Origin of the sequence: Propioniciclava soli (genome assembly GCF_038502305.1) — a bacterium.
Taxonomy (GTDB): domain Bacteria; phylum Actinomycetota; class Actinomycetes; order Propionibacteriales; family Propionibacteriaceae; genus Propioniciclava; species Propioniciclava soli.
The window spans coordinates 2564206-2588845 of record NZ_CP115965.1; the positions used below are offsets into that span (position 1 = coordinate 2564206).

The following is a 24640-nucleotide window of genomic DNA, read 5'->3' on the forward strand; positions in this document are numbered from 1 at the left end:
CCTCTCGCTAGGCTGACCGCCATGAATGCGTCCACGGCGCTGCTGACCGACCACTACGAGCTCACGATGGTGCGGGCCGCCATGGGTTCCGGCACGGCGTTCAGGCGGTCGGTGTTCGAACTGTTCCCGCGCCGCCTGCCCGAGGGGCGCCGCTACGGCGTCGTGGCGGGCACCGGGCGGGTGTTGGACGCCCTCGAGAACTTCCGTTTCGGTGACGAGGACGTCTCGTTCCTGCTCGAGACCGGCGTGGTCGACGACGACCTCGCCGCGTGGCTCGCGTCCTACCGGTTCTCCGGCGACATCTGGGGGTATCCCGACGGCGAGCTGTACTTCCCGGGCTCGCCGATCCTCAGCGTCGAGGGCACCTTCGCGGAGGCCTGCATCCTCGAGACGCTGCTGCTCAGCATCTACAACTACGACTCCGCCGTCGCCTCGGCCGCCTCGCGCATGACCGCCATGGCGGGCGAGCGGCCCTGCATCGAGATGGGCTCACGCCGCACCAACGAGTGGTCGGCCGTCGTCGCCGCCCGGGCCGCCTATGTGGCGGGGTTCGCGTCCACCTCGAACCTGGCGGCCGGCCGACGCTTCGGCGTCCCCACCGCGGGGACGGCCGCGCACAGCTTCACCCTGCTGCACGACACCGAGGAGGACGCCTTCCGCGCCCAGATCGCCGCGCTCGGGGCCGACACCACCCTGCTGGTCGACACCTACGACGTGACCGAGGCCGTCACCCGGGGCGTCGAACTCACCAACGGCCGGCTCGGCGCCGTGCGGCTCGACTCCGGTGACCTGCTGACCCAGGCGGTCGACGTCCGCAAGCTGCTGGACTCCCTGGGCGCGGTGAACACCCGCATCATCGTGACCTCCGACCTCGACGAGTTCCAGATCGCCGCCCTGCGGGCCGCGCCCGTGAACGGCTACGGCGTGGGGACGCAGCTCGTCACCGGCTCGGGCCACCCCGCCTGCGGGTTCGTCTACAAGCTCGTGTCGCGCGCGGCGTCGCAGGATCCGGACGCCCCGCTCGAACCGGTGGCCAAGAAGTCGACCAACAAGGGCTCGGTGGGGGGCCGGAAGTTCGCCCTGCGCCGGCTGAACGAGCACGGGATCGCCGAGGCGGAGGTCGTCGGCATCGGCGCCCCGCCCGAGGGTGACCACAACGACCGGCCGCTGCTCGTCGAACTCGTGCGCCAAGGTGAGATCGTCGGGCGCGAGCCCCTGGACGCCGCCCGCGAGCGGCACCACCGCTCCCGGGGGGAGCTGCCCAGCTCGGCGTTCAAGATGAGCCGCGGTTACCCCGCCATCGTCACGGTGATGCTCGACGCCGAGGGCGAGGCCACCTTCAACCCCTACGCACCGGAGGCCTGACGTGCGCGCGCTCATCGTCGTCGACGTCCAGAACGACTTCTGCGAGGGCGGCTCCCTCGCCGTGGCGGGCGGGGCGTCGACCGCGACCGCGATCGCCGACCTGCTCGCCGGTGACCACGGCTACGACGTCGTGGTGGCGACGCGGGACCACCACATCGATCCCGGTGCCCACTTCTCCGACGAGCCCGACTACGTGGACTCCTGGCCGCCGCACTGCGTGGCCGGAACGCCGGGGGCCGACTTCCACCCCAACCTGGGCACACCGGGCTTCGCCGGCATCTTCGACAAGGGCGAGTACGCCGCCGCCTATTCGGGCTTCGAGGGCCGCGACCACGCGCTCGGCGTTGGGCTGGCCGACTTCCTGCGCTCCCACGCCGTGGCGAGCGTCGACGTCTGCGGTATCGCCACCGACCACTGCGTCCGGGCCACGGCCACCGACGCCCTGGCCGCCGGCTTCGACACCACCGTGCTGCTGGGGCTCACCGCCGCGGTCACCCCGGCCGCGGTTCCCGCGCTGGTCGAGGCCTGGGCCGACGCCGGCATCTGGGTCACCCCCGGCGCCCCCACGAACGCTGCCGACACGCTCGCTTGAGTCTCAAACTCCGGTTCCGGTCGCGGCGTTTGAGCCCCGAACCGGAGTGTGAGCGCACCAGCCCGCACCGGCCGGTCAGCGCCGCCCGATGGCCTGGATCCGGAAGTCGTTCATCACGGCGGCCAACCGGGCCGCCCGCTCGGAGGTGAAGACGTCCTCCAGCGTCAGCGGCAACCCGTCCGGCCCGGACAGCGGCACGCGCCAGTTGGGGTACTCGTCCACCGTGCCGGGCTGGTTCTGGGTGAGCCGGTCACCCACGGCGTCGGTGAGCGCCGCGCACAGGACGCGGGCCGGCGTGTCCACGATGAACCGGTGCATCGCGAGCACCTGCTCGGCCACGTCGGTCTCCCCCGCCGCCAGCAGGCCGCGCTCGGTGAGCACCTCGCGCCACGTGGCGAACTGCTGGTCGGCCGCGGCGAGCTCCTCGTCCAGCCCCTCCGTGAGCATGCCGAGCGAGTGCTGCAGCCGGATGTGGTCGCACGCCAAGTACCCGGCGGTGGGCGGCATGTCGTGCGTCGTCACCGACGCCATGCAGTACTCGCGGTAGTCCTCCGGCGGCAGGGGGCGGCCGTCCGCCCCGGCCTCGAACCACGCCACCGAGGTGCCGAGGATGCCGCGTCCGCGCAGGTACTCGCGCACCCACGGCTCGACCGTGCCCAGATCCTCCCCCACCACCAGCGCGCCGGCGCGGTGCGCCTCCAGGCACAGGATGCCGACCATGGCCTCGTGGTCGTAGCGCACGTAGGCACCCCGGGTCGGCGGCAGGCCGTCGGGAATCCACCACAGCCGGAACAACCCCATGATGTGGTCGACCCGCACCCCCCCGGAGTGCCGCAGGATGCCCGCCACCATGGCGCGGAACGGCTGGTAGCTCAGCTCCTCCAACCGGTCCGGACGCCAGGGCGCCTGACCCCAGTCCTGCCCCAGCTGGTTGTAGTGGTCGGGCGGCGCGCCGACGCTGACGCCCTGCGCGAAGGCTTCGCCCAGGATCCACGCCTCCGCGGACTCCTTCGACACCCCCACCGCCAGGTCGTTCATGACGCCGACCCGCATGCCCGCCCCGCGCGCCGCCGACTGGGCGCTGCGCAGCTGGTTGTCGGCCTGCCACTGCAGCCACACGTAGAAGTCGATCTCGCGGGCGTGCTCGGCAGCGAAGGCCGCCACCTGCGGCGAGCTGGGCCGCCGATACTCGACGGGCCAGTCGCGCCAGTTCATGCCGAACGTGTTCACCAGCGCGCACCACGTCGCGAACTGGGCCAGCGGACGCCCCTCCGCACGCACGAAGTGCTCCTTGGCCATGTGCCGCACCTCGGAGAGCCCCTCGTCGTAGACCACGCGCAGCGCCTCGATCTTGGCCTCCCAGATCGGGTCCCGCTGGATGTGGTCGGAGCCCGCCAGCGTCCGCTCCAGCCCGAGCCGCAGCTGCCGGATCCGCTCCCGCTTGTGTTCGGCCAACCCCGCATACTCGGCGATCGCCTCGGGGCGCAGGTACAACGGGTTCACGTAGCGCCGGCTGCTCGGCAGGTACGGCGACGGCTCCAGCGGCGGCATCGGCTCGGCCGCGTGCAGCGGATTGACCAGCACGTAGCCGGCGAAGTGCTGGGTGCCCGACCAGGTCGCGAGGTCGGCCAGATCCGACAGGTCACCCATGCCCCAGGAGTTCGCCGACCGCACGCTGTACAGCTGCGTGGCGTACCCCCACACGCGACGCTCGCCCATCGACGCGGGGAACCCCAGAAACGCGGGGGTGACCACCAGCGACGCCTCGGCCGTCCAGTCGGTGGTGGTGAGGTGCAGCCGGTGGTACCCCAGCGGCAGGTTCTCGGGGACGACGAAGGTCGCCTCACCCGTCAGCCGCCCGTCCACCTCGGCGTCCGGCACCTCGTTGTCCGCCTGCGACAGCGTGACGGAGCCGCCCTCCTCCAGGCGGACGACCACGTCGGCCGGGTGGCCGGCCGGCACGTGCACCGCGATGCGTTCCTGACGCCCCTGCTGCACCACCGTGCAGGGCGGCAGCGCCCGCCGCCAGTGCCGCAGGCCGTGCTCGCGCAGCGCCGCGGCAGCCGCCTCGTCGCTGCCCGCATCGACGCCCATGCCGGCCAAGATGCCGATCACGGTGGCGTCGTCGACCTCGGTGTGCCGCCCCTTCCAGTCCCAGAACTCACAGGCGATGCCGAACGCCTCGGCGAGCGGACCGAGCGTCGGGTTGGAGAGCGGCATGCGCGGCAGCCTACCGGGGTTGCCAGTGCCGGCCTATTCGGTCTCGAAGGGTTGCACGAGACGTCTCAACAGCGCGGCCACCGCGTCCCGCTCCGCCGGGGCGAGGGCGTCCAGGATGGCCCGTTCGCGCGCCAGCAGATCGGCCAGGGCCGCGTCCACCACCGCCTGGCCGGCGGGCAACAGCCGGACGCGGACGCCGCGCCGGTCGCTCGGGTCCGGGCGGCGCTCCACCAGCTCCCGGCCGGCCAGCCGATCGATCCGGTTCGTCATCGTGCCCGAGGTCGACAGGGTCTGGGCGATGAGCTGCCCGGGCGACAACTCATAGGGCGGGCCCTCGCGCCGCAGCGCGGCGAGGACGTCGAACTCCCACACGTCGAGGGCGTGGACGGCGAACGCGTCCCGCCGCGCCAGATCGAGGTGACGCGCCAGGCGCGTGACCCGGGAGAGGACCTGCATGGGCGTGACGTCGAGCTCGGGGGCCTCACGGGCCCAGGCGGCGACGATGCGATCGACCTCGTCCACCCACGTCCTCCTCTTCACCCAGCCGTCGGCCCGGAGTCTAGTGCGAGGACGCCGCGCGCACCGACGCGGCCGCCCCCGCCCTACACCCGCGCGGAATGGTTCTGCACATGGCCGATGCGGCTGGCGATGAGCACGGCCAGCAGCGCTGTGGCCGTGAGCAGGCCGGCAATGCTGCCGAACGTCAACTCCGTGCTCCCGCGCGGGCCCAGCGCGGCGAACAGGGTGCCCGCCGCGCCGGCGAGCAGTGCGTTGCCCAGCATCTCGCCCACCTGCAGGGAGCTCGTGTTGCGCCCGAGCTCAACCACCGGGGAGAGCTGCATGACCACCAACGAGGTGGACGCCGTCGCAAGCCCCATGCCGAGGCCCGCCACGGTGAAGCCGGCCACCGGCAGCCACGCGCCGCCGGCCACCCCACCGGCACCGAGGGTCACCACGGCCAACCCGGCAGCCACGCAGACAGCACCCAGCACGATGATCCGGTCGCGCGACAGGAGCAGCCACGGCCGCGACTGCAGCCAGGAGCCGGCCATCCAGCCGACCGAGGCGACGGTGATGGCCGCTCCGGCCACCAGCAGCGACGCGCCGCGCTGCACGAGCATCAGGGGCAGGAACGCCTGCATGCCCATGAACGAGCCGGCGGTCACGAGGCGGGCCAGCACGGTGCTGCTCAGGCCGGCACCGGTCAGGCTGAAACCCCGGGGCATCAGTCGCCGCGCCCACACACCGAGCGCCACGAAGCCGAGCAGCGCCCAGAGCACCGACAGCGGTTCCAGACGCTGGCCGGCCACCTGGATCAGCGCGATGCCCACCGCGACGCCCAGCGCGGCGTGGACGGGCACGTGGTCGCCGTCCCCCGTCTCACCGTGGTGCGGCAGCCGGACCAGCCCCGGCAGCAGGAACGCCGCGCCGAGCGCGAGGAACGGCAGCACAGACCAGAACACCCAGTGCCACGACAGATTTTCGCTGAGCCAGGCCGCGACGACCGGGCCGAGGAACGACGGCAGCATCCAGCACGCCGAGAACCACGTCATGACCCGCGCGCGGTCGGCCGGCGCGTAGGCCCGGCCGGTCACCACCATGAGGGAGAGGTTGATGCCGCCCGCCCCCAGCCCTTGGACGACCCGGCCCACCAGCAGGACGGCCATCGTCGGTGCCAGCGCGGCGATGACGATGCCCACGGCGAACAGCACGAGCCCGGTCGAGAACGCCGGCAGCGGGCCCCGGGTGTCGCACCAACGTCCCGCGACCGCGATCGCGACGATCTGGGGAATCATGACGGCCGTGAACGCCCACGCGTAGAGGTGGAGGTCACCCAGGTCGTCCGCCGCCGCGGGCATGGCCGTGAGCACCGCCTGGGTCTCGAAGGCGACGGCCAGCACGCACAGGAGCAGGCCGGCCGTCATCAATCGGTTCGCAGGCACGAGGGGCATTCCACCACGACGAAGTGTCTAGGATGAAACGCATGACTCAGCTCACGCCGGCTCCCGGGTCGCAGACGATCGTGGAGGAGCGCACCGATGTCCGACTCGACGAGGGGGACCACGAACGCTTCAGTCACTTCGTGCCGAAGAACCGGCTCACGGAGGCCATGGTGATGGGGACTCCCGTCGTCGCACTCTGCGGCAAGGTGTGGGTGCCCAGCCGCAATCCCGACAAGTTCCCCGTCTGCCCCGAGTGCAAGGAGATCTGGGACACACTCAACCCCGGTGAGGGTGGCGGGGAGGACCAGTGACCCGCAGCCTCGTCGTGATGCGGCACGCCAAGTCGTCGTGGAAGACCAACGACACCGACCTGGACCGTCCGCTCTCGGGCCGCGGGACCCGCGACGCGGTCGTCGCGGGTCAGCGACTCGCGGGCACGCGGTTCGACGTGGTGCTGCTCTCCCCGGCCGCCCGGACGTCCCAGACCTGGGACTGCTTGGCCATGGCCGGCGTCCACGCCGACGACGTCCGGGTCGTCGAGGACATCTACCACGCCTGGACGCCGCAGGTGACGGCCGTCCTGAACGGCCTGCCGGACGCCGCGCACAAGGTGCTGCTCATTGGCCACGAGCCGACGGCCAGCGACCTGATTCTCACCCTCGCCACCCAGTACGCCTCACCGCTGCGCGACCGCATCGAGACGAAGTTCCCCACGTGCGGCATCGCCGTCCTCACCCACGATGAGGCCTGGGACGCCCTCGCTCCCGGCACCGCAGACCTGGTCGCCTTCGAGGTGCCCCGCGGATGACGGGGGTCGACATCGTCGGGTACCTCGCCTCGGCCCTGATCGTCGCGTCGCTGGCGATGCGTTCGGTGGTGCGGCTGCGGACGGTGTCGCTGATAGGGTCGCTCGTGTTCGTTGCCTACGGCATCGCAATCAGTGCCATCCCCGTGATCATCACGAACGCAGCCATCGCCGTCATCAACGTCTGGTACCTGCGCAAGGAGCTGCAGCCCGCCACGTCGGTGGCCGCCGTGCCGATGCAGCGCGACGAGCCGTTCCTCCGTGACTTCCTCGACGCCAATGCCATCGAGATCACCAACAGCCAGCCCGACTACCACCCCTCGCCGCGGGACTCGTTCGTCCGCCTGCTGACCCGTGACGGCCTGCCGGCCGGCGTCTTCATGGCCGAGCCCGTGGGCACCGAGCTGCACGTGAAGCTCGACTACGTGACCCCCGCCTTCCGGGACTCCCGCACAGCGACGTGGCTGTTCGGCCCGGGCCGCTCCACGTTCACCGACGAGGGCTACGAGCGCCTCGTCGCCCACGCGCACACCACGGTTCACCGCAACTATCTCGAGATGGTCGGCTTCGGGCACGAGGGCAGCGCCTACGTCCTCCAGCTCTGAGGGCGGACGCCCCCGCTCACGCCGGACGCTGCGGCGTCAGTAGCGGTACTGCTCCGCCTTGTAGGGCCCCGCAACGGGCACTCCCAGGTAGGCGGCCTGGGCGTCGGTCAGCGTCGTGAGCCGCGCACCGAGGGCCGGCAGGTGCAGGCGGGCGACCTCCTCGTCCAGGTGCTTGGGCAGCACGTGGACGCCGGTGGGATACGCCTCGGGGCGGGTGAACAACTCGATCTGGCCGAGCACCTGGTTGGTGAAGCTGTTGCTCATGACGAAGCTCGGGTGGCCGGTGGCGTTGCCGAGGTTGAGCAGGCGTCCCTCACTGAGGACGAGGATCGCGTGCCCGTCGGCGAACACCCACTGGTCCACCTGCGGCTTCACCGGACGCCGCTCAATGCCCGGGGTGGCCTCGAGGCCGGCCATGTCGATCTCGTTGTCGAAGTGGCCGATGTTGCCCACGATCGCGTTGTGCTTCATCGCGGCCATGTGGGCCGCGGTCACCACGTCCTTGCAGCCGGTGGCGGTGATGACGATGTCGGCAGTGGCGACCACGTCGTCCAGCGTGGCGACCTGGTAGCCGTCCATGGCCGCCTGCAGCGCGCAGATGGGGTCGATCTCGGTGACGACCACCCGCGCACCCTGGCCGGCCAACGACTCCGCGCAGCCCTTGCCGACGTCGCCGTAGCCGCAGACGACCGCGACCTTGCCGCCGATCAGCACGTCGGTGGCCCGGTTGATGCCGTCGATCAGGCTGTGCCGGCAGCCGTAGCGGTTGTCGAACTTGCTCTTGGTGACGGCGTCGTTGACGTTGATCGCCGGGAACAGCAGCGTCTGGGCCCTCGCCATCTCATAGAGGCGGTGGACGCCCGTCGTGGTCTCCTCGGTCACGCCCTGGATGCTGTCGGCCAGCCCCACGAAGTCCAGCCCGGACGCCCGCAGCGTCGCCAGGATCACGCGGTACTCGGCCGAATCGGACGCCGTCGCCTCCGGCACGGCGCCGGCCTTGGTGAACTCCACGCCGGAGTGCACGAACAACGTGGCGTCGCCCCCGTCGTCCAGGATCATGTTCGGGTGGCCGTCGGGCCAGCTGAGGATCTGCTCGGTGCACCACCAGTACTCCTCGAGCGTCTCCCCCTTCCAGGCGAACACCGGGACGCCCGCCGGCGCCTCGGGCGTCCCCGTGGGGCCCACGACGATCGCGGCGGCCGCGTGATCCTGCGTCGAGAAGATGTTGCACGACGCCCACCGCACCTGAGCGCCCAGGGCCACGAGGGTCTCGATGAGCACGGCGGTCTGCACCGTCATGTGGAGGCTGCCGGCGATGCGCGCGCCGGCCAGCGGTTGCGACGCCGCGTAGCGCTCCCGCATCGCCATCAGGCCGGGCATCTCGTGCTCGGCGAGGGAGATCTCGGTCCGCCCGAACGGGGCCAGGGTCAGGTCAGCCACCTTGTAGTCCACGACGCGCCAGCCTACCGGCCCTCGAAGGTCGGTTGGCAGCGGAGGCGTCCCGGCCCGCGCCAGAGCGGATATATGCCACCTTAACGACGACGTTACGCCGCCGACACGGGGGGTGGGGCCGGCGTCCCTAACGTCAGTCACGGCCCGGGCCCCCGGTGCCCATCTGATCACTGAGAGGCACTGAGATGACCGTGACCGACGCGGCTGTCACACCGGAGTTCGACACGACCCTCACCGTGTCAGGACACCCGGCCCTGACCAACGACGACCTCCTGCCGCTCCCGCGCGAGCAGCGGCGCTGGGGATCGTTCGAGATATTCAACGTGTGGACCAACGACGTGCAGAGTCTGGCCGGCTACACGCTGGCGGCGAGCCTGTTCATCACCGCCGGCATCAACGGGTGGTGGGTGTTCACCGCGATCATCCTCGCCGGGCTGTTCGTGAACTGGCTGGTCAACCTCACGGGCCAGCCCAGCGTGAAGTACGGCATTCCCTACGCCGTCATGGCCCGCGCCAGCATGGGAGTGCGCGGGGCCCAGTTCCCCGCCCTGATCCGCGGCGTCGTGGCCATCTTCTGGTACGGCGCGCAGACCTACTTTGCCTCCACCGCGGTTTCACTCGCCCTGAACGCCATCCTGGGTAGCCCGGCGACCGCGACGTTCTTGGGCATGACCTGGGTCGACTGGGTGTCCTACGTCGCGGTGGCAGCGCTGCAGATCGTCTTGTTCGTCCGGGGCATCACCTGGATCGAGCGGTTCCTCAACGTCGCCGGGCCGGCCGTCTACGTCGTGATGGTGGCGCTGCTGGTGATGATCTGGATCCAGGCCGGCGACCGGCTGCTGCCCGCGGTCGGCCAGATCTTCAACAACAACCAGGTGCAGGGCTGGGCCGCGGTCTCGGCCTTCGTCGGGGTCATCGGCACGATGATCGCGTACTTCTCGGCGGTGGTCATCAACTTCGGCGACTTCGCCCGGTTCTCCCGCAGCCAGGCCACCATGCGTCGGGGCAACTTCCTCGGCCTCCCGGTCAGCCTCACGTTCTTCACGTTCCTCAGCCTGTTCATCACCGCAGGGTCGTTCATCGTGCTCCAGGGCGGCCAGGGTGAGCCGCTCACCAACCCCGCCGACATCGTCGGGCTCGTCGGCAACGTCGCGCTCACCGTCGTCGCCGCCGTCACTTTCGTCATCGCCACGGTGGGCATCAACCTCGTCGCCAACTTCATCCCGCCCGCCTACGACCTGTCGAACCTCGCGCCGCAGCGCATCAGCTTCCAGGCCGGCGGCTACCTGACGGCCGCGATCGGTTTCGTCGTGGGCGCCCTGTGGGTCGCCACCATCAGCCAGATCGGGCTGCCGATGTTCGTCGACACCCTCGGCGCGATCCTCGCCCCGCTCTACGGGGTGCTCGTGGCCGACTACTACATCGTGCGCAGGCGTCACCTCGACGTCTCCGACCTGTACTCGATGGATCCGGCGGGGCGCTATCACTACGAGAAAGGCTGGAACGCCCGCGCCATAGCGACCATCGCGATCGCCGCGGTGTTCTCGGTGGCCACGGTGTGGCTGCCGGCGCTCGCCTTCCTCAGCGGCTTCGCCTGGGTCATCGGGGCCGCCATCGGCGCGGCCGTCTACGTCGTGCTCATGCGGACCGTCACCTCGGTGGCTCCGGCGGTTCCGGCGTCCTGACCTCCGCGGGGCGGGGTGGCGTCACCGTCGCTCGTCGCGCGCGAGGCCGATCTGCAGGTAGGCGGCAGCGAACAGGCCCGTGGCGAGGACGGTGGCGTAGCGCTCCAACGGCTCGCCGCTGACCTGTTCCACCCGGGAGACGCGGACGTCGACCGCCTCGGCGTTCTGCTCCAGCGCGGCGCGCTGCTCGGCGGTTTCGGCATCGCCCAGGTCGTCGTCGACCACGACGAGGGTCGGGCGCAGCGGTGCTCCGGCGTCGGCGGGATCGGCGAACGGGTCGGCGAACGGATCCCGCGGCGGCGTCGCCGCCAGCAGCGGAAGCAGCTCCCCCGCGTCCGCCGCCAGGGCCACCCGGCCGGACGCCGTGCGCACCGCCTCGGCGATGCGGCGCGAGGCCCGGGCCGCCAGCACCGAGCCGCCCCAGATGAAGGGCTCGGCGTCCGCCAGCTCCAAAGCGAGCCGCTTGGCCGGGTTTTCGGCAAGGTCGCGGCCGTGGCCGCAGTCGAGCGCTACCGCGTCGAAGGCGTCGGCGACGCCCTCGGCCGAGACGGCCGGCCCGAGCCCGAAGGCGTGCAGCGCGGCCAGCGCGGTGAGCGCGACGGGGAACGGGTCCGACGAGGCAGACACGGGGAGCAGCGTCGCCGCCCGGGACGCGGACTGGCGCGCCAGGGTGGAGCCCTCCGGCGCCACCACGAGCAGCCGGCTGCCGCGTCGCAGGGCCTCGGCGACAGCCGAGCCGGCGTGCTGACCGGTGCCACCGAGCACCACCACGAGGTCGAGGGGACCGACCCAGCCGGGCAGGCCCAGGCTCGGCCAGGCCAGGAACGGCACGGGGCACACCGGCTCCAGCAAGGCGCGGAGCAACCGAGCCTCGGGGCCGATGGCGATCACCGCGCGGGGACGCGACTCGTCGGTCAGCCCGGCCAGGGCGTCCGCGGCCAGGGACGCCTCGCGGCGGACGCGGGCGCCCGCCTCGGCGAGGGGCCGCAGCAGCCCGTCCGCCGCTGCGAGGACGTCGGCGTCGTCGAGCCGGCCGTCGTCGAACTCGGGCACGGGGTTCAGTTCCCGTGCGGGGCCCGCGCCTCGTCGATGACGAGGATCGGGATGCCGCCACGCACCGGGTAGGCCAGGCCGCAGTCCGCGCCGGTGCACACCAGCTCGGACGCCTCGTAGGCCCACGTGAGCTGCGCGCGGCAGGCGGGGCAGACCAGCAGTTCGAGGACGCCGGGGACGAGATCGCTCATTGGGGGTTCCCTTCTCGGATGATGGCCAGTGCTTCGTCGCGCAGCGCCGCCATGTGCGCCGCGTCGCGCGCCTCCACGTTCAGGCGCAACAGCGGTTCGGTGTTGGACGGCCGCACGTTCACCCACCAGTCGTCGCCGGCCACCGTGACGCCGTCGCCGGTGTCGATGCTGCCGCGTCCCTCGAACGCCGCAACCACGCGCGCCAGCACCGGCGGCACCGACGCGACGACGGAGTTGATCTCGCCCGAGCCGACGTAACCGGCGAACTGCCCCGCGAGCTCGGACATGGTGGCGTCCGACCGGCCGAGCATGGCCAGGATGTGCAGCGCGGCGAGCATGCCCGTGTCCGCGCCCCAGAAGTCCCGGAAGTAGTAGTGGGCGGAGTGCTCGCCACCGAACACGGCGTCGTGGGCGGCCATGTGCGCCTTCACCGACGTGTGGCCGACGTGGCTGATGACCAACTCACCGCCCAGACGACCCACGACCTCCCCCACCGCCCGCGAGGTGATCGTGTTGATGACGATGGTGCCGCCCGGTTCGCGACGCAACTCCTGCGCGGCGATCAGCGCGGTGATGACGGAGGGGCTGACGACCTCACCGTGCTCGTCGATGACGAAGCAGCGGTCGGCGTCACCGTCGAACACCAGCGCCAGGTCCGCGCCATGCGCACGGACGGCGGCCTGGGCGTCCACGAGGTTCTCCTCGATCAGCGGGTTGGGCATGTGGTTCGGGAACGTGCCGTCGAGATCGAGGAAGAGCGGCACGAGCTCCAGGCCCAGCGGGCCCAGGACCGCCGGCGTGGTCAGGCCCGCCATGCCGTTGCCGGCGTCCACGACGACCTTGAGCGGCCGCAGGCCCGTCAGGTCCACCAACGAGTGCAGGTGTTCGCTGTAGCCGGTGAGGATGTCCTGCCGCGTCAGCGTGCCGCGGCTGTCGGCGTCGGGGATCGGAGCGCCCATCGCCCGCTCGCGCAGCCGGAGCAGGTCGTCGGTGGTCACCGGGGCCGCCCCCGGGAGGCAGAACTTCACACCGTTGTAGCTGGCCGGATTGTGGGAGGCGGTGAACTGCACCCCGTGCAGCCCGAGGGTGCCGGAGGCGTACCAGAGGGCATCGGTGCTGGCCAGCCCCACGTCGATGACGTTCGCGCCCTGCGCCAACGCCCCGTCGGCGAAGGCCGCAGACACCTCCGGGCCGGTGACGCGCATGTCGCGGCCCATCACGAAGGTCTGCCCCGCGAGGTCGAAGACGTGCACGTAGGCGGCACCGATCTGACGGGCACCCTCGAGATCCCACTCCGCTCCGTCGACCCCGATGACGCCCCGAATGTCGTTGGCCTTGAAGATGACGCTGTCGATCACCGCCCCAGCCTACCGGGCCGCGTCACCCGGATCCGCCACGACGCCGAGGTGCCCCTTGCGTCGCGTCAGGGCCGGCTGGGGACCCGCCGGTGCCGCGGGGGCCGTGGCGGGGGCGTCCCAGGTGAAGCCCACCTCGCGCACGGCGTCGGCCAGCGCGAGCAGGTCATCGTGGTGCGGGCCCGGGTCCGCGTCATCCAGGGGCAGGCGGATGAGCTCCCAGCCGCGCGGCGTCGAGACCGTGGCGCCGTGCTGCTCGCACAGGTCGTAGGTGCCCGGCTCGGCGCGCAGCGCCAACGGGCCGACGACGGCCACCGAATCGGCGTAGACGTAGGTCAACGTGGCCACCGAGCGTCGCTGACAGCCCGTCCGGGAGCACTGGCGCGGCTTCACCCGCTGCACGCTACCCGTCTACGTGCCGCCCCCGGGGTATTGGGGCGGGGTGTCGCTGCGCGAGCGTCTACAGTTCGCCCATGGGTTCTGCACGTGACCGGCACCAGCGCGGCCTGCGCGGACGCCTCGCGCTCCCCAACCCCTACACCGGCTCGCCCGCCCCGCTGCGTGGGCGGCAGAACAAGGCCGAGTACTTCACGATGTGCGTCCACGACGCGCTGACCCAGATCTCCGACCACTGCCCGCGGGCGTTGGCCGGCATCGACGTCGGCGTCGAGGACGTGCCGGGCGTGATCCCCGCCTGGGCGCCGAACCGCGTCCCGCTGGCCGCCGCCGTGTCGGCCACACCGAACACCAACGGCACCGTGGTGGTCTATCGCCGCCCGCTCGAACGGCGGGCCCGGACGCGCCGCGGGCTGCGCATCTTGGTGTTCCGCACGATCGTCGAGCAGCTCAGCGAGGCCACCGGCATCGCGGTGGACGAGATCGATCCGCTGGGGCACCGGGGCTCCGAGGACGACTGGGACGACTGACTCCACCCGGTGACCGCCCGGCACCCCTCGATCACCGGCACTTCTCGTACACCGGCGCCTCTCAAACCGCTGCCCCCGTCGCCTCCCTGCCCCGAGGACTCAATTCACCAATGGGGGCGTGGATCCGCTGGTGCGGTCCCGCCCCAGCGGATCAGACCGCCCGCCGCTTGAGCTTGCGCCGCTCGCGCTCGGAGAGGCCGCCCCAGATGCCGAACCGCTCGTCGTGCTCGAGAGCGTATTCGAGGCAGTCGGCGCGCACCTCACACGTCTGGCACACCTTCTTCGCCTCGCGCGTGGAGCCACCCTTCTCGGGGAAGAACGCCTCCGGGTCGGTCTGGGCGCACAGCGCCCGCTCCTGCCAGCCGAGGACTCCTTCGTCCTCCGGCACCACGATCATCAGTTCGCGCATGGTCCGGTGTACCTCCTCGACGCGCCGCCTTCATGCTTGACACCTGAATTACACCCGTGTCATTAGCCGTTCGTCAAGCCCGGGTGGATTTCAGTATCCACAACGCCGGCGTGTCGCCGGCCCCGAGTGGACGGAGCGTGCCGTCAGAGCCGGTTCGGTGGAGAATCCGTGTCGTCCGGGTCGGCGGGCCGCGCCACCGGGTGCCAGCCGGCCTGGTCACCCTGCCGGCCGAAGCCACTGGCGGGGGCGCCGGCGGCAGCGTCCGAGGCCGAGGTCCACACGCTGCCGGCCGCCGCGTCCGGCGTCCACGTGGTCGGCGCTCGGGGCGGCTCCGGGGCCGCCTCGACGGCGGCCACGGCGGGCGCGGGCTCCACGGCGGCAACCCCGATACGCCCCCCGCGCAGGCCGCGGTGCACCAGCCACAGGGTCACGGCGCCGACGCCCTTGAGGATGATGTCCAGCAGTCCCCCGACCAGCTCGAGCACCACCCCCAGCGCCCCGCCGACGGCGCTGACGACCGCCGCCACGGCCCCCGCCAGGGTCAGCAGGGTGCCGAGCGTGACGATCACCGCGCTGACCAGCACGACCCGCCGGGCACGGGGGGTGGGGGGCGCCACGAACACGCAGGCCCAGGCGAGCCCCACGACCACCACCACGAGGGTCAGGTTCATCGCGTCGAGCGCCACGGTCTGCGCGGCCGGGGTGAACGGCTCCCCCAGGCTCACCGCCACGCCGAATCGCACCAGTGCCAGCACGATGCTGGCCGCGGTCACCGCGAGGACGACCCACGCTGCCGGCTCCCGCAGACGCCTCAGGTTGTCAACCACCACACACTCCATCCCCGGTGACCGGCCGCGCCGGCACCGCTCGGGTCAGTTCGCTCACACGATCGATCAGACGAATTCGGGCCCAGCGGTCTCGGCGACGCGCGTCACCAGACCCTTGACCTGCTCGGCGTGCTCCAGCGTGGTCACCAACGTGGCGTCGGGCGTGTGCACCACGACCAGACCGGTGACGCCGAGGACGGCCACGACGTGTCCCTCGTCGGTGTTCATCACGAGGCTGTCCGTGGTGTCGACGGCCAGCCCCCGTCCATCGACCGTGTTGCCGTCGTCGTCGTGCTCGAGCACCTCGGCGAGGCTCGCATAGCCGCCGACGTCCTTCCACGAGATCGGCAACGGGACGGCCAGCACCCGCGCCGAGCCCTGCCCGCGACTCACCGGCTCGAACACGGCGTAGTCGACCGAGATCTTCTTCAAGGTCGTGAAGACCTCACCCAGCCTCTCCGGCGCCTCGGCCAGGCCGAGGACGCCGGCGTGCACCGCGGGCTCCAGCAGCCGCACCTGCTCCAGGAAGGTGGCGGCCCGGAAGACGAACATGCCGGCGTTCCACCAGAAGTCACCGGACGCGACATAGGCGGCCGCGGTCTGCGCGTCCGGCTTCTCGCGGAACTCGCGCACGACGCAGGCCCCCGCGAACCCCGCCACCGCGTCGCCCCGCTGCAGGTAGCCGTACCCCGTGTGGGCCGAGGTGGGCACCACACCCAGCGTGACGAGGGCGTCCGGCTCGGCCTCGGCCAGCCGGAACGCCGCATCGACTGCCGTGACGAATGCGTCGAGCGGCTCGATCAGCTGATCAGCGGTCAGCTGTGCGATCACCGCGTCGGGGTCGCGCCGGGCGAGCACGGCCGCGGGCCACGCCATCGCGTTGAGGGAGTCGCGTCCGACGGGCTCGCCGAGCAGGTTGGCCTCCGCCACCTCCGGCAGGTCGGCCCGCACGGCGTCGAGGTGGGCTGCGCCGGTGACCACGAGCACCCGCTCGGCGGGGACCAGCTCAACGGCCCGCTCATAGGCCAGCCGGAGCAGACTCCGCCCCCCGATGAGCGGCAGCAGCTGCTTCGGGGTCCCCTGCCGCGAGAGGGGCCACAGGCGTGTGCCGGACCCGCCCGCCATGATCACGACGTAACGCATGGCGGTCATGCTACCGGCGCCTAAGCTGGCGCCGTGCCCCACGCAACGCCCGTCAGCAGCCAGTTGCACCACCGTGCGGCCCGCGACGGCGGCGCCGTCCTGCTCACCCACTACGGCCCCGGGGGCGCGCGGACCGAACTCTCCGTCGCCAGCTTCGCGAACTGGGTCGACAAGACAGCGAACCTGCTGGGTGAGCTGGATCTCGAGCCGGACGCCGATGTCGCCCTGCCCGTCCTGGGTGAGGCCCCCGCCCACTGGATGGCCTGGGTGTGGCCGTTCGCCTGCTGGCGGGCGGGCCTGGGCGTCCGCGTCGCGTCCCGGGCGGACGCCGCCGGTGCCGATCTGGCCGTCATCGGGCCGCGCGAGCCCGCGCCCGTCGGCGACGTGACCTACGCCTGCTCGCTCGACCCGTGGGGACGCCCCCTGGGCGATCTGCCCGCCGGGGTGGCCGACTTCGCCGGGGAGGCCCTCGCCCAGCCCGACTTCTTCCCCGGCGTGCCCACCGACCCCGACGCCCCGGCCTGGTTCGACCACGCCGGCGTCCGCACCCACGCCGACGTCGCTGCGCTCGCGTCCGTCACCGAACGCGTCTGCGCCGCCGCACCGGACGCCGCGACCGCGCTGACCCTCCTCGCCGGCGCGGTGCTCGGCGGCGGTTCGGTGGTGCTGGTGGACGACCCTGAGGTGGATGCCGGGCGCGTGGCGGCCTCGGAGCACGCACGGCTGCTGCCATGATGGAGGCCATGACCCCACCCCTCACCCGCCGCACCCTCCTGCTCGGCCTGGCGGGCGCGGGGTTGGCCGGGCTCGGCCTGGGCGGGTGCGCCAACCCCGCCACACAGCTCGTGCTGCCGACACCCGTGCCGGACGCCGGCGGCACCGTCCGCGAACAGCTCGAGGCGATGATGACGACTGCCTCGGCCAACACCGACCTGCTCGGTCTGTCAGTGCGCGACCTGCGCTCCGGAGCGACCTACGCCTACCGCGGCGACTACGCCACCCAGAGCGCCTCGATCGCCAAGGTCATGATCGTGCTCCTGGCGCTGCGCCGGGCGCGGGCCGCCGGTGAGCAGCTGACCTTCGAGCAGTACGGCCTGGCCTCCCAGGCGATCATCAACTCCGACAACGACGCCGCGGACGCGCTGTGGGCATGGGTCGGCGGCAAGCAGCCCTACACCGAGCTGGCCGCCGAGCTCGGCCTGCCCGACACCCACGGCGACGACCGCAGCGAGTTCTGGTCCTGGACCAACACGACCCCCGACGACCAGCGCGCCCTCGTCGACGCTCTCGTCGACGGGACGCCCGCGGTGGCCACCGAGGACCGGATGTACCTGCTCGACCTGATGAGCAAGACCAATGCCGAGCAGACCTGGGGCGTGGGCCACGACCGCGGCAGCCACGTCCACGTGCAGATGAAGAACGGCTGGGTGCAGTTCCAGTCCCTCGACCAGCTCTGGGCGGTCAACTCAATCGGCCACGTCGTCGGCGAAGGGCGCGACTACACCGCCGCCATCATGTGCCGCATGCCCACCTTCGACGAGGGTCGCACGCTCGTGGACGCCGTCGGCGCCCATCTGTTCGCGATCATGGGTGAGGGCACCCTCACCTGAGGCCGCCCCGGTTCAGTCGACGCTGCAGATCGCGGTGAGGTCGTCGGTCTGCCGCTCCTCGCTGAACCCGCCCGTGCCCGAGGGACCCGCGTCCGCGACCACCACCTCCGTCGGTTCCGTGGCCGCAGCCGGCTCGCCCTGGGGTGCCGCCTCCGTCGGAGCGGCCTGGGCCGGAGCACCTTCCGCCGGTGCGGCCTGGGCCGGCGCCGCGCCGGCCTGGGCGGTGTCGGCCTGCTCGTCGCCCGCCTGCTCGGCCGCCGCCGCCTGGGCCGCGGCGCGCGCGGCGTCCTCGTCGGCCGCGACGGAGGCCCGGATCTGCTCGTCGACCGTGTCCGTGATGACGGCGAAGTCGGGCTTCACGGGCTCGATCAGGGGAGGGGCGAAGCTCACCGAGGCGATGGGGAGGCGCCGCCCGGCGTCCGCGAGCTCGACGAGGCGGCCGATCTCCGATGTGGGCACGTCGGTGGTCAGCACGGACGCCCCCGCCGCGGCCAGCTCGTTGAAGCGCGTGATGAGCGTCGTCGGTGTCGCCTGCTTGGCCACCGCATTGACGATGCACTTCTGCCGGGCCATGCGTTCGTAGTCGGACGCCCCGTGCCGGCTGCGGGCGAACCACAGCGCCTCGAACCCGCCGAGCCGCACGTTCTCACCGGGTTGGATGTAGCCCTCCACCGGCGCGCTGCCCCCTCCGATGGGCACCGCCTTGGCGATGTCGAGCGTCACCCCGCCCATGGCGTCGATGAGCTGCTCGAAACCCGTCATGTCGATCATGGCGTGGTAGTTGATGCGCAGCCCCAGAATCTCGGAGACGACCTCGCGGAGCGCCACCAGGCCCGGGCGCTCCGCCCCCGGGTAGAGGTCGGGGTGTTGCTCGGCGAGGTTGTAGACGGCATTCAGCAGGCACGACTGGTCCTCACACCAGTAGCCCTTCGGGTACAGCTCGCGCAACGGCGAGCCCGCCGGGAAGGGCGCCCACTGCAGGTTGCGGGGCAGGCTGAACAGCACGGTGCGCCCGGTGGTGGCGCTGACCGAGGCCACCATCATGGTGTCGGTGCGGATGCCGGGGCGGTCGGGCTCAGCGTCGGCCCCGATGAGCAGCACGTTGATGCGCCCGTCGGTCGGCGCGGTGAACCCGCCGCCGGCGAACACGCTGCCGAACAGGGTGGCCTGCGAGCGCCCGAGCGCCGAGACCTGCGTGGCCCCGGCCGCCAGGCCGAGCGCCAGCACCCCGGCGAGGGCGGCCATCCAGTACGTGCGGGGCCGGCCCATGAGGCCCGGCCGGGAGAGCCGCCAGGCGTCCAGGAGCAGCAGCGCCCAGCCGATGCCGAGCACCAGCACGACGCTGGAGCCGAGCCACTGCGTGAAGGGGTGGGCGTAGACGGCGATCGCGGCGTTGCGGTGGAGTGCGAACAGCAGGGCGAACAATCCGAGGACGCCGAGCACTCCCAGCCACAGCCGCATCGCGAACCGCCCCAGCCCCTTGCCGCCCGCGATCACCTGGGCCGAGCCCGGCACCAGCAGGGTCAACACCAGCAGCGACACGCCGCGGCGGAACGCCAGCCGTTCGCTGCGCTCCTGGGGGGTCTGCTCCCGTTCCGCGTCGTCGGGTGAGGAGACTCCGTCGGCCCGAGCCGGGTCGCCGGGCGCGAGGTCCGGCTCGGCGAGGGCGCTGGGGTGGACGGTCGACACGTGCATCTCCTCGGGGAAGGGGGGGAGCTTGGCCCCAGTATTTCCTCCCTCGCCACCGTCACCCCGGAGGGAAGGCGGCGTGTCCCCGGGCCGGGTCAGCGGTTGCGGATGCGCTCACCTTTCGCGGCGGCCGCGGCCCGCAGGTCGTCCTGGAACGCCACCATCTGCTCCACCAGGTCGGATTCGGCGAGCCCCAGCATGCGCACGGCGAGCAGTCCGGCGTTGCGCGCATTGCCGACGGCGACGGTGGCGACGGGCACCCCCGCCGGCATCTGGACGATCGAGAGCAGCGAGTCGAGGCCGTCCAGGTGCTTCAGCGGCACGGGGACGCCGATCACCGGCAGCGGCGTCAGGGCCGCCAGCATGCCGGGCAGATGGGCCGCTCCCCCCGCCCCGGCGATGAGGACGCCCAGCCCGCGGCCGTGGGCCTCGCGGCCGTAACGCACCATCTCCTCCGGCATCCGGTGGGCCGAGACCACGTCGGCCTCGTACGCCACCCCGAATTCATCAAGGGCGAGCGCCGCCGCCTCCATGGTGGGCCAGTCCGAGTCCGAGCCCATGACGATGCCCACGCGGGGTTGTTCAGCCATCCGATGCTCCTTCCAGCAGGGCGGACGCCGCGCGTGCGGCGTCCCGGGTGGTGGCGACGTCGTCGCCGCAGACCGTGACGTGGCCCACCTTGCGGCCCGGTTTGACCGCCTTGCCGTAGAGGTGGACGCGGGTGCCCGGGTCGGCGAGCACGGCCGGCAACGTGCCGAGGAGGTCGTCGTTCGTGCCGCCGAGCACGTTGCTCATGACGACCACCGGCGCCACGGGGGCCGGGGAACCCAGCGGCAGGTCGGCAACGGCGCGCAGGTGGTTCTCGAACTGGGAGGTCACCGCGCCCTCGATGCTCCAGTGGCCGGTGTTGTGCGGGCGCATGGCCAATTCGTTGACCACCACGGTGCCGTCGCGACGCTCCATGAGCTCGACGGCGAGGATGCCCACGACGCCGAGCGCCTCGGCGATGCGCAGCGCCAGCCGCTGGAGCTCGGCGGCCCGCTGCGGGGGCAGGCCGGGCGCGGGGGTGGTCGTCTCGTGGCAGATTCCGTCGCGCTGCACCGTCTCGCTCACCGGGTAGACCACGGCCTCGCCACCGGGCCGGCGCGCCACCAGCACGCTGAGCTCGCGGGCGAAGTCGATGAACTCCTCGGCGAGGATGACGACGCCGGCGTCGGCCTCGCGCTGGGCCTCGGTGGGGCCCTGCGGGCCGGCGAGCGCGGCGAACGGCGTCGCGGCGGCGTCCGGCCCGTCGATGCGCCACACGCCCTTGCCGTCATACCCGCCGCGCGAGGTCTTGGCGATGACCGGCCAGCCCGTCTCCTCGCCGAACGCGACCAGCGCGTCGGCGTCCGCCACCACGCGCCACCGCGGGTTGGGGGCGTCCAGCTCGGCCATGGCCCGGCGCATCACCGCCTTGTCCTGGGCGTGCACGAGGGCGTCCGGGCCGGGCCGGACGGCCACGCCGGCGTCCTGCAACGCGTGCAGCAGGCCCGTGGGCACGTGCTCGTGGTCGAAGGTGAGGACGTCCACGTCGCGCGCGAAGGCGGTCACCGCGTCGGCGTCGGCAAAGTCGCCCACCGCGGCGTGGGGCACGGCCAGCGCCGCGGAGGTCTGGGGGCCCTCGGCCAAGAGGCGCAGCTGCAGGCCGAGCGGCAGGGCCGCCTCCTGCATCATGCGCGCGAGCTGGCCGCCGCCGATGACACCGATTCTCAGGTCCGCCACGAGGCGGCAGTCTAGTGGGAGCATGGCTGGTGTGACCCAGACCGACCGCCGCGCCCCGGTGCCCCTGGCGACGCAGCTCACCCGCTTCGTGCTCGTCGGGGTGGTGGCGGCGGTCGTCGACTACGGGTTGCTCGTGGCCGGGATGAACCTGGCCGGCTGGGCGCACACCCCGGCCAAGGCCGTCAGCTGGGTGTTCGGCACGATGACGGCCTACGCGCTCAACAGCCGCTGGACCTTCGGAGCCGCCGGCTCGCGCCTGAAGTTCGCCGCGGTCGCCGTGCTGTACGGCACCACCTTCGCCGTCCAGGTCGGCACGTTCGCCCTCATCTACCCGCCCCTGGAGATGGCGCTCGGCACGGCCGCGGCCCAGGTGGTGGGGTTCGTCATCGCGCAGGGGTTGGCGACGACCATCAACTTCGTCATCCAGCGCACGCTCATCTTCCGCAGCTGAACCCGCCCCGCCCCGGCGGGCCCGACTAGGGTCGACCCCATGAGCCTCATCGTGTTCCTCCACGGCGTGGGCGAGACCCCGCAGGTCTGGCAGGACCAGGTCGTCGCCCTGCCTCCCGGCGCCAAGGCCGTCGCGCCGTGGCTGCGCGGCCTGCGGCCCGGGCGCGACGACGCCTTCGGCGTGAGCGCCGCCGGCGATGACGTGCTCTCCCTGCTGAACACGCACGGGGTCGAGCAGCTGACGCTGATCGGCTCGGGCGTCGGCGGCATGGTGGCGCTCGACATCGCCGTGCGCGCCCCCGAGACGGTCGCCCAACTCGTGCTCAGCGCGGCCCAGCTGGCGCCCCCGAAGAGCGATCTGCGCGCGCAGCGGCTGGCGCTGCGGCTCACCCCCGCCAAGCGTCTGGCGCGGCTCGGCATCGACAAGGAGCGGCTCCGCGCGGCGCTGGACGCCCTCGAGGGCGTCGACCCCACCGACCGGCTCGGCGACGTCACTGCGCGCACCCTGGTCGTCGTCGGCGCCCAGGACGACGCCGGCCACCCCGCGGCGGCCAAGCTCGCCGCCGCGATTCCCGACGCCACCCTCGAGATCGTCCCCGGCGCCCGGCAGAGCCCGCACACCGAGGCGCCCGCGGCGTTCAACGCCACCGTGTTCGGCTTCCTCGACGCCTGAGGCGTCCTGGGGCCACCCAGACCTGCGGCGATCACCCCGCCGCCCCCACCCAAGGAGAAACCCATGCGGTTCGGCATCATCGGCACCAACGTCATCTCCGACGCCTTCGTCCGCGCCTGCCGGGCCACCGGGGGCCGGGCCGAGCCGGTCGCCGTCCACTCCCGGGGGCGCGCCCGGGCCGAGGAGTTCGCCGCACGCCACGGGCTGGGGGTGGCCGTCGACACCCTCGACGCCCTGTTCGACGCCGTGGACGCGGTCTATGTCGCCAGCCCGATCGGGGCCCACCGCGAGCAGGCCCTCGCCGCCATCGCCGCCGGCCGCCACGTCCTGGTCGAGAAGACGATGGGCACGAATGCCGGTGAGGTCGTCGAGATCCTCGAGGCCGCCGAGGCCGCCGGCGTGGTGGCGCTCGAGGCCGTCCGCAACGTGCACGCCCCGACCCACGGATTGATCCGCGATGTCCTGGGCGAGCTGGGCGAGCTGCGGTACGCGCGGCTGGAGAAGCTCCAGTACTCCTCCCGCTACGATGCCTTCCGCGCCGGGGAGGTGCTCAACGCCTTCGACCCCGGCCTGGGCAACTCGGCGCTGGCCGACATCGGCATCTACTGTCTGCAGCCCGCCCTCGACCTGTTCGGCGCCCCGCGCAACCTGGGCGGGGCCAGCGTCTTCCTCGACAACGGCTTCGAGGCGGGCGGCAGCCTGTACCTCGACCACGGCTCGCTGGTGGTCGACCTCGCCTGGTCGAAGATCGCGCGCGGTCTCGGCCCGAGCGTCATCACCGGCGAGGACGCCTCGCTGACCTTCGACGACCCCGCCGACCTGACGCGCATCGTCCTCCACCCCCGCACCGGCTCCGAGCGGGTGCTGTGGGAGGGGGCCACGACCTCCCCGGCCGACACCATGCACCATGAGATCGCCGACTTCTGCGACCTCGTGGCCGCCGGCGCCATGGACCCGCGGTGGTCGGCGCTCAGCGTCAACGCCCGCGCGATCATGGACGCCCACCTGGCCGCGGCGGCGGCGTCCTGGCGCGAGGGCCGCTGACGCCGGCGCCGCCCGGCCGCAGGGGGGCCCGACGTGGGGCGCGTCAGGCGAGGCCGTTGGCCCGGGCGATCCCCCCGAGGTGGGCGGCGCTCGGCTTCGGCGTCCGGGCGAAGGTGGTGCGATCCACCGCCGCGAGCCCGAACTTCGGGCCGTAGCCGAAGATCCACTCGAAGTTGTCGAGCAGCGTCCAGGCAACATAGCCCCGCACGTCGATCCCGTCGGCCAGGCAGCGCGCCACGCAGCCGATCGCCTCGTCGAAGAACGCGACGCGCTGGGTGTCGTCGTCGGTGCTCAGGCCGTTCTCGGTGACGTACACGGGCACGCCGGCGATGTCGGCTGCCTCGCGGATGACCGACTCCAGCGCCCACGGGTAGATCTCCTCGCCGGTCGAGTTGAGCAGCGCTCCCTCCGGCACGGGGGCGGGCCGGCCGTCGGGGCCGAGCAGCGTCCGGTTGTAGGTCTGGACGCCCACGAAGTCGTCGTCGCGGGACTCCACGAGGTAGCGGCCGTTGATGCGGGCCCGGATGTCGGCGACGACGTCCTCGGCCCCCTCGGTGGCGTGGTAGTCGGTGTTCGCCAGCGTCCAGCCCACCGGCAGGTCGCCGCGCACCGCCGTGATGGCGTCCCGTCCGGCCCGGTGCGCGGCGAGCTTCACGGCGAACGCCTCGTCGGAGGACGTGAGCTGGAAGGGCGCGATGGTGCTCGGGTCCACCCCCAGGGCCGCCGCGGCGTGGGCGAACATCGGGAAGTGCGCCCGTGCCTCCCGCGGCCCGCCCGCCACGCCGAGCACGGCCAGCAGGTCGGGGAGGTTGGGCTCGTTCATGGTGCAGGCGAGCCCG

General features: G+C 72.4%; 27 protein-coding genes. 12 read left to right on the forward strand and 15 right to left on the reverse strand.

Annotated elements, in window-relative coordinates; translation table 11 throughout:
- The first annotated feature begins 21 nt into the window (after positions 1 to 21).
- Both PCC79_RS11535 and PCC79_RS11540 read left to right on the forward strand, forming a co-directional pair.
- A complete protein-coding gene (locus tag PCC79_RS11535) occupies positions 22 to 1365 on the forward strand; it encodes a nicotinate phosphoribosyltransferase (RefSeq protein ID WP_232549462.1) in 1344 nt (447 codons plus the stop codon).
- Position 1366: 1 nt separating this feature from the next.
- Positions 1367 to 1957, forward strand: coding sequence for an isochorismatase family protein (locus PCC79_RS11540; protein WP_342371902.1), 591 nt, complete (start codon positions 1367 to 1369; stop codon positions 1955 to 1957).
- A gap of 75 nt (positions 1958 to 2032) precedes the next feature.
- Here the strand turns inward: PCC79_RS11540 and malQ are convergent, their stop codons facing one another.
- The 3 genes from malQ to PCC79_RS11555 form a co-directional block, all read right to left on the reverse strand.
- Positions 2033 to 4177 carry a 4-alpha-glucanotransferase gene (gene malQ, locus PCC79_RS11545; protein WP_342371903.1) on the reverse strand — a complete coding sequence of 715 codons (2145 nt, stop codon included), beginning with the start codon at positions 4175 to 4177 and terminating at the stop codon, positions 2033 to 2035.
- Between the two features lie 33 nt (positions 4178 to 4210).
- Positions 4211 to 4699 carry a MarR family winged helix-turn-helix transcriptional regulator gene (locus PCC79_RS11550; RefSeq protein ID WP_232549459.1) on the reverse strand — a complete coding sequence of 163 codons (489 nt, stop codon included), beginning with the start codon at positions 4697 to 4699 and terminating at the stop codon, positions 4211 to 4213.
- 80 nt (positions 4700 to 4779) lie between these two features.
- Entirely contained in the window at positions 4780 to 6120 is a 1341-nt protein-coding gene (locus tag PCC79_RS11555; protein WP_342371904.1) for an MFS transporter, read from the reverse strand.
- Positions 6121 to 6161: 41 nt separating this feature from the next.
- On the opposite strand from PCC79_RS11555, the gene PCC79_RS11560 reads away from it, so the two are divergent.
- Genes PCC79_RS11560 through PCC79_RS11570 form a run of 3 tightly spaced genes read left to right on the forward strand, consistent with a single transcriptional unit; the run spans position 6162 to position 7530 of the window.
- The gene (locus PCC79_RS11560) at positions 6162 to 6431 is read left to right on the forward strand and encodes a DUF3039 domain-containing protein (protein ID WP_342371905.1); all 270 of its coding nucleotides are present in this window, start codon (positions 6162 to 6164) and stop codon (positions 6429 to 6431) included.
- Positions 6428 to 6928 carry a SixA phosphatase family protein gene (locus PCC79_RS11565; RefSeq protein WP_342371906.1) on the forward strand — a complete coding sequence of 167 codons (501 nt, stop codon included), beginning with the start codon at positions 6428 to 6430 and terminating at the stop codon, positions 6926 to 6928. The genes PCC79_RS11560 and PCC79_RS11565 overlap by 4 nt, the downstream gene beginning before the upstream one ends.
- On the forward strand, positions 6925 to 7530 hold the full coding sequence (locus tag PCC79_RS11570; RefSeq protein ID WP_342371907.1) for a hypothetical protein: 606 nt from the start codon (positions 6925 to 6927) through the stop codon (positions 7528 to 7530). The genes PCC79_RS11565 and PCC79_RS11570 overlap by 4 nt, the downstream gene beginning before the upstream one ends.
- A 36-nt stretch (positions 7531 to 7566) precedes the next feature.
- Here the strand turns inward: PCC79_RS11570 and ahcY are convergent, their stop codons facing one another.
- Positions 7567 to 8982 carry an adenosylhomocysteinase gene (gene ahcY / locus PCC79_RS11575; RefSeq protein ID WP_342371908.1) on the reverse strand — a complete coding sequence of 472 codons (1416 nt, stop codon included), beginning with the start codon at positions 8980 to 8982 and terminating at the stop codon, positions 7567 to 7569.
- Positions 8983 to 9167: 185 nt separating this feature from the next.
- Here ahcY and PCC79_RS11580 point away from each other — a divergent pair, with 185 nt between their 5' ends.
- Positions 9168 to 10667 carry an NCS1 family nucleobase:cation symporter-1 gene (locus PCC79_RS11580; RefSeq protein ID WP_232549453.1) on the forward strand — a complete coding sequence of 500 codons (1500 nt, stop codon included), beginning with the start codon at positions 9168 to 9170 and terminating at the stop codon, positions 10665 to 10667.
- Positions 10668 to 10688: 21 nt separating this feature from the next.
- Here the strand turns inward: PCC79_RS11580 and PCC79_RS11585 are convergent, their stop codons facing one another.
- The 4 genes from PCC79_RS11585 to PCC79_RS11600 are packed head-to-tail and all read right to left on the reverse strand — an operon-like array spanning position 10689 to position 13668.
- Positions 10689 to 11720, reverse strand: coding sequence for an SIS domain-containing protein (locus PCC79_RS11585; RefSeq protein ID WP_342371909.1), 1032 nt, complete (start codon positions 11718 to 11720; stop codon positions 10689 to 10691).
- Positions 11721 to 11725: 5 nt separating this feature from the next.
- The gene (locus tag PCC79_RS11590) at positions 11726 to 11911 is read right to left on the reverse strand and encodes a Trm112 family protein (RefSeq protein ID WP_232549451.1); all 186 of its coding nucleotides are present in this window, start codon (positions 11909 to 11911) and stop codon (positions 11726 to 11728) included.
- Positions 11908 to 13269 (reverse strand): phosphomannomutase/phosphoglucomutase, encoded by a 1362-nt coding sequence (gene manB / locus PCC79_RS11595; protein WP_232549450.1) that lies wholly within the window; start codon positions 13267 to 13269, stop codon positions 11908 to 11910. The genes PCC79_RS11590 and manB overlap by 4 nt, the downstream gene beginning before the upstream one ends.
- Positions 13270 to 13278: 9 nt before the next feature.
- Positions 13279 to 13668: a DUF3499 domain-containing protein gene (locus PCC79_RS11600; RefSeq protein WP_342371910.1), complete on the reverse strand. Its 390-nt coding sequence runs from the start codon at positions 13666 to 13668 to the stop codon at positions 13279 to 13281.
- Between the two features lie 71 nt (positions 13669 to 13739).
- On the opposite strand from PCC79_RS11600, the gene PCC79_RS11605 reads away from it, so the two are divergent.
- Positions 13740 to 14192 carry a metallopeptidase family protein gene (locus tag PCC79_RS11605; protein WP_342371911.1) on the forward strand — a complete coding sequence of 151 codons (453 nt, stop codon included), beginning with the start codon at positions 13740 to 13742 and terminating at the stop codon, positions 14190 to 14192.
- A 151-nt stretch (positions 14193 to 14343) separates the two neighbouring features.
- Here PCC79_RS11605 and PCC79_RS11610 read toward each other — a convergent pair whose 3' ends face one another.
- From PCC79_RS11610 to PCC79_RS11620, 3 genes are all read right to left on the reverse strand, one after another.
- On the reverse strand, positions 14344 to 14601 hold the full coding sequence (locus PCC79_RS11610) for a WhiB family transcriptional regulator (RefSeq protein ID WP_342371912.1): 258 nt from the start codon (positions 14599 to 14601) through the stop codon (positions 14344 to 14346).
- A gap of 143 nt (positions 14602 to 14744) precedes the next feature.
- The gene (locus PCC79_RS11615; protein ID WP_342371913.1) at positions 14745 to 15428 is read right to left on the reverse strand and encodes a hypothetical protein; all 684 of its coding nucleotides are present in this window, start codon (positions 15426 to 15428) and stop codon (positions 14745 to 14747) included.
- Between the two features lie 66 nt (positions 15429 to 15494).
- Positions 15495 to 16571: a mannose-1-phosphate guanylyltransferase gene (locus PCC79_RS11620; protein WP_342371914.1), complete on the reverse strand. Its 1077-nt coding sequence runs from the start codon at positions 16569 to 16571 to the stop codon at positions 15495 to 15497.
- A gap of 33 nt (positions 16572 to 16604) precedes the next feature.
- On the opposite strand from PCC79_RS11620, the gene PCC79_RS11625 reads away from it, so the two are divergent.
- On the forward strand, positions 16605 to 17306 hold the full coding sequence (locus PCC79_RS11625) for a TIGR03089 family protein (protein ID WP_342371915.1): 702 nt from the start codon (positions 16605 to 16607) through the stop codon (positions 17304 to 17306).
- Between the two features lie 8 nt (positions 17307 to 17314).
- Complete coding sequence (locus PCC79_RS11630) at positions 17315 to 18181, forward strand: serine hydrolase (protein ID WP_232549443.1); 867 nt, start codon at positions 17315 to 17317, stop codon at positions 18179 to 18181.
- 12 nt (positions 18182 to 18193) lie between these two features.
- Here PCC79_RS11630 and PCC79_RS11635 read toward each other — a convergent pair whose 3' ends face one another.
- The 3 genes from PCC79_RS11635 to PCC79_RS11645 all read right to left on the reverse strand — a co-directional run bounded on the left by PCC79_RS11635 (position 18194) and on the right by PCC79_RS11645 (position 21658).
- Complete coding sequence (locus PCC79_RS11635) at positions 18194 to 19870, reverse strand: LCP family protein (RefSeq protein ID WP_342371916.1); 1677 nt, start codon at positions 19868 to 19870, stop codon at positions 18194 to 18196.
- A 95-nt stretch (positions 19871 to 19965) separates the two neighbouring features.
- Complete coding sequence (gene purE / locus PCC79_RS11640) at positions 19966 to 20460, reverse strand: 5-(carboxyamino)imidazole ribonucleotide mutase (RefSeq protein WP_232549441.1); 495 nt, start codon at positions 20458 to 20460, stop codon at positions 19966 to 19968.
- Complete coding sequence (locus PCC79_RS11645) at positions 20453 to 21658, reverse strand: 5-(carboxyamino)imidazole ribonucleotide synthase (protein ID WP_232549440.1); 1206 nt, start codon at positions 21656 to 21658, stop codon at positions 20453 to 20455. Before PCC79_RS11645 ends, purE begins: the two co-directional genes overlap by 8 nt.
- A gap of 7 nt (positions 21659 to 21665) precedes the next feature.
- On the opposite strand from PCC79_RS11645, the gene PCC79_RS11650 reads away from it, so the two are divergent.
- The 3 genes from PCC79_RS11650 to PCC79_RS11660 all read left to right on the forward strand — a co-directional run bounded on the left by PCC79_RS11650 (position 21666) and on the right by PCC79_RS11660 (position 23801).
- Positions 21666 to 22085, forward strand: a complete 420-nt coding sequence (locus tag PCC79_RS11650; RefSeq protein ID WP_232549439.1) for a GtrA family protein — start codon at positions 21666 to 21668, stop codon at positions 22083 to 22085.
- A gap of 39 nt (positions 22086 to 22124) precedes the next feature.
- Positions 22125 to 22757: an alpha/beta fold hydrolase gene (locus tag PCC79_RS11655; RefSeq protein ID WP_269779500.1), complete on the forward strand. Its 633-nt coding sequence runs from the start codon at positions 22125 to 22127 to the stop codon at positions 22755 to 22757.
- Between the two features lie 63 nt (positions 22758 to 22820).
- A complete protein-coding gene (locus PCC79_RS11660) occupies positions 22821 to 23801 on the forward strand; it encodes a Gfo/Idh/MocA family protein (RefSeq protein ID WP_232549438.1) in 981 nt (326 codons plus the stop codon).
- Between the two features lie 43 nt (positions 23802 to 23844).
- Here the strand turns inward: PCC79_RS11660 and PCC79_RS11665 are convergent, their stop codons facing one another.
- A complete protein-coding gene (locus PCC79_RS11665) occupies positions 23845 to 24624 on the reverse strand; it encodes a family 1 glycosylhydrolase (protein WP_425325675.1) in 780 nt (259 codons plus the stop codon).
- Positions 24625 to 24640: the final 16 nt, after the last annotated feature.

Bases quoted from the DNA above. Each gene is read 5' to 3' on its own strand.
- PCC79_RS11535 (WP_232549462.1), top strand. From the start codon at position 22: ATGAATGCGTCCACGGCGCTGCTGACCGACCACTACGAGCTCACGATG.
- malQ (WP_342371903.1), bottom strand. From the start codon at position 4,177: ATGCCGCTCTCCAACCCGACGCTCGGTCCGCTCGCCGAGGCGTTCGGC.
- PCC79_RS11560 (WP_342371905.1), top strand. From the start codon at position 6,162: ATGACTCAGCTCACGCCGGCTCCCGGGTCGCAGACGATCGTGGAGGAG.
- PCC79_RS11570 (WP_342371907.1), top strand. From the start codon at position 6,925: ATGACGGGGGTCGACATCGTCGGGTACCTCGCCTCGGCCCTGATCGTC.
- PCC79_RS11580 (WP_232549453.1), top strand. From the start codon at position 9,168: ATGACCGTGACCGACGCGGCTGTCACACCGGAGTTCGACACGACCCTC.
- PCC79_RS11590 (WP_232549451.1), bottom strand. From the start codon at position 11,911: ATGAGCGATCTCGTCCCCGGCGTCCTCGAACTGCTGGTCTGCCCCGCC.
- PCC79_RS11605 (WP_342371911.1), top strand. From the start codon at position 13,740: ATGGGTTCTGCACGTGACCGGCACCAGCGCGGCCTGCGCGGACGCCTC.
- PCC79_RS11610 (WP_342371912.1), bottom strand. From the start codon at position 14,601: ATGCGCGAACTGATGATCGTGGTGCCGGAGGACGAAGGAGTCCTCGGC.
- PCC79_RS11620 (WP_342371914.1), bottom strand. From the start codon at position 16,571: ATGCGTTACGTCGTGATCATGGCGGGCGGGTCCGGCACACGCCTGTGG.
- PCC79_RS11630 (WP_232549443.1), top strand. From the start codon at position 17,315: ATGACCCCACCCCTCACCCGCCGCACCCTCCTGCTCGGCCTGGCGGGC.
- purE (WP_232549441.1), bottom strand. From the start codon at position 20,460: ATGGCTGAACAACCCCGCGTGGGCATCGTCATGGGCTCGGACTCGGAC.
- PCC79_RS11645 (WP_232549440.1), bottom strand. From the start codon at position 21,658: ATGCTCCCACTAGACTGCCGCCTCGTGGCGGACCTGAGAATCGGTGTC.
- PCC79_RS11655 (WP_269779500.1), top strand. From the start codon at position 22,125: ATGAGCCTCATCGTGTTCCTCCACGGCGTGGGCGAGACCCCGCAGGTC.
- PCC79_RS11660 (WP_232549438.1), top strand. From the start codon at position 22,821: ATGCGGTTCGGCATCATCGGCACCAACGTCATCTCCGACGCCTTCGTC.
- PCC79_RS11665 (WP_425325675.1), bottom strand. From the start codon at position 24,624: ATGAACGAGCCCAACCTCCCCGACCTGCTGGCCGTGCTCGGCGTGGCG.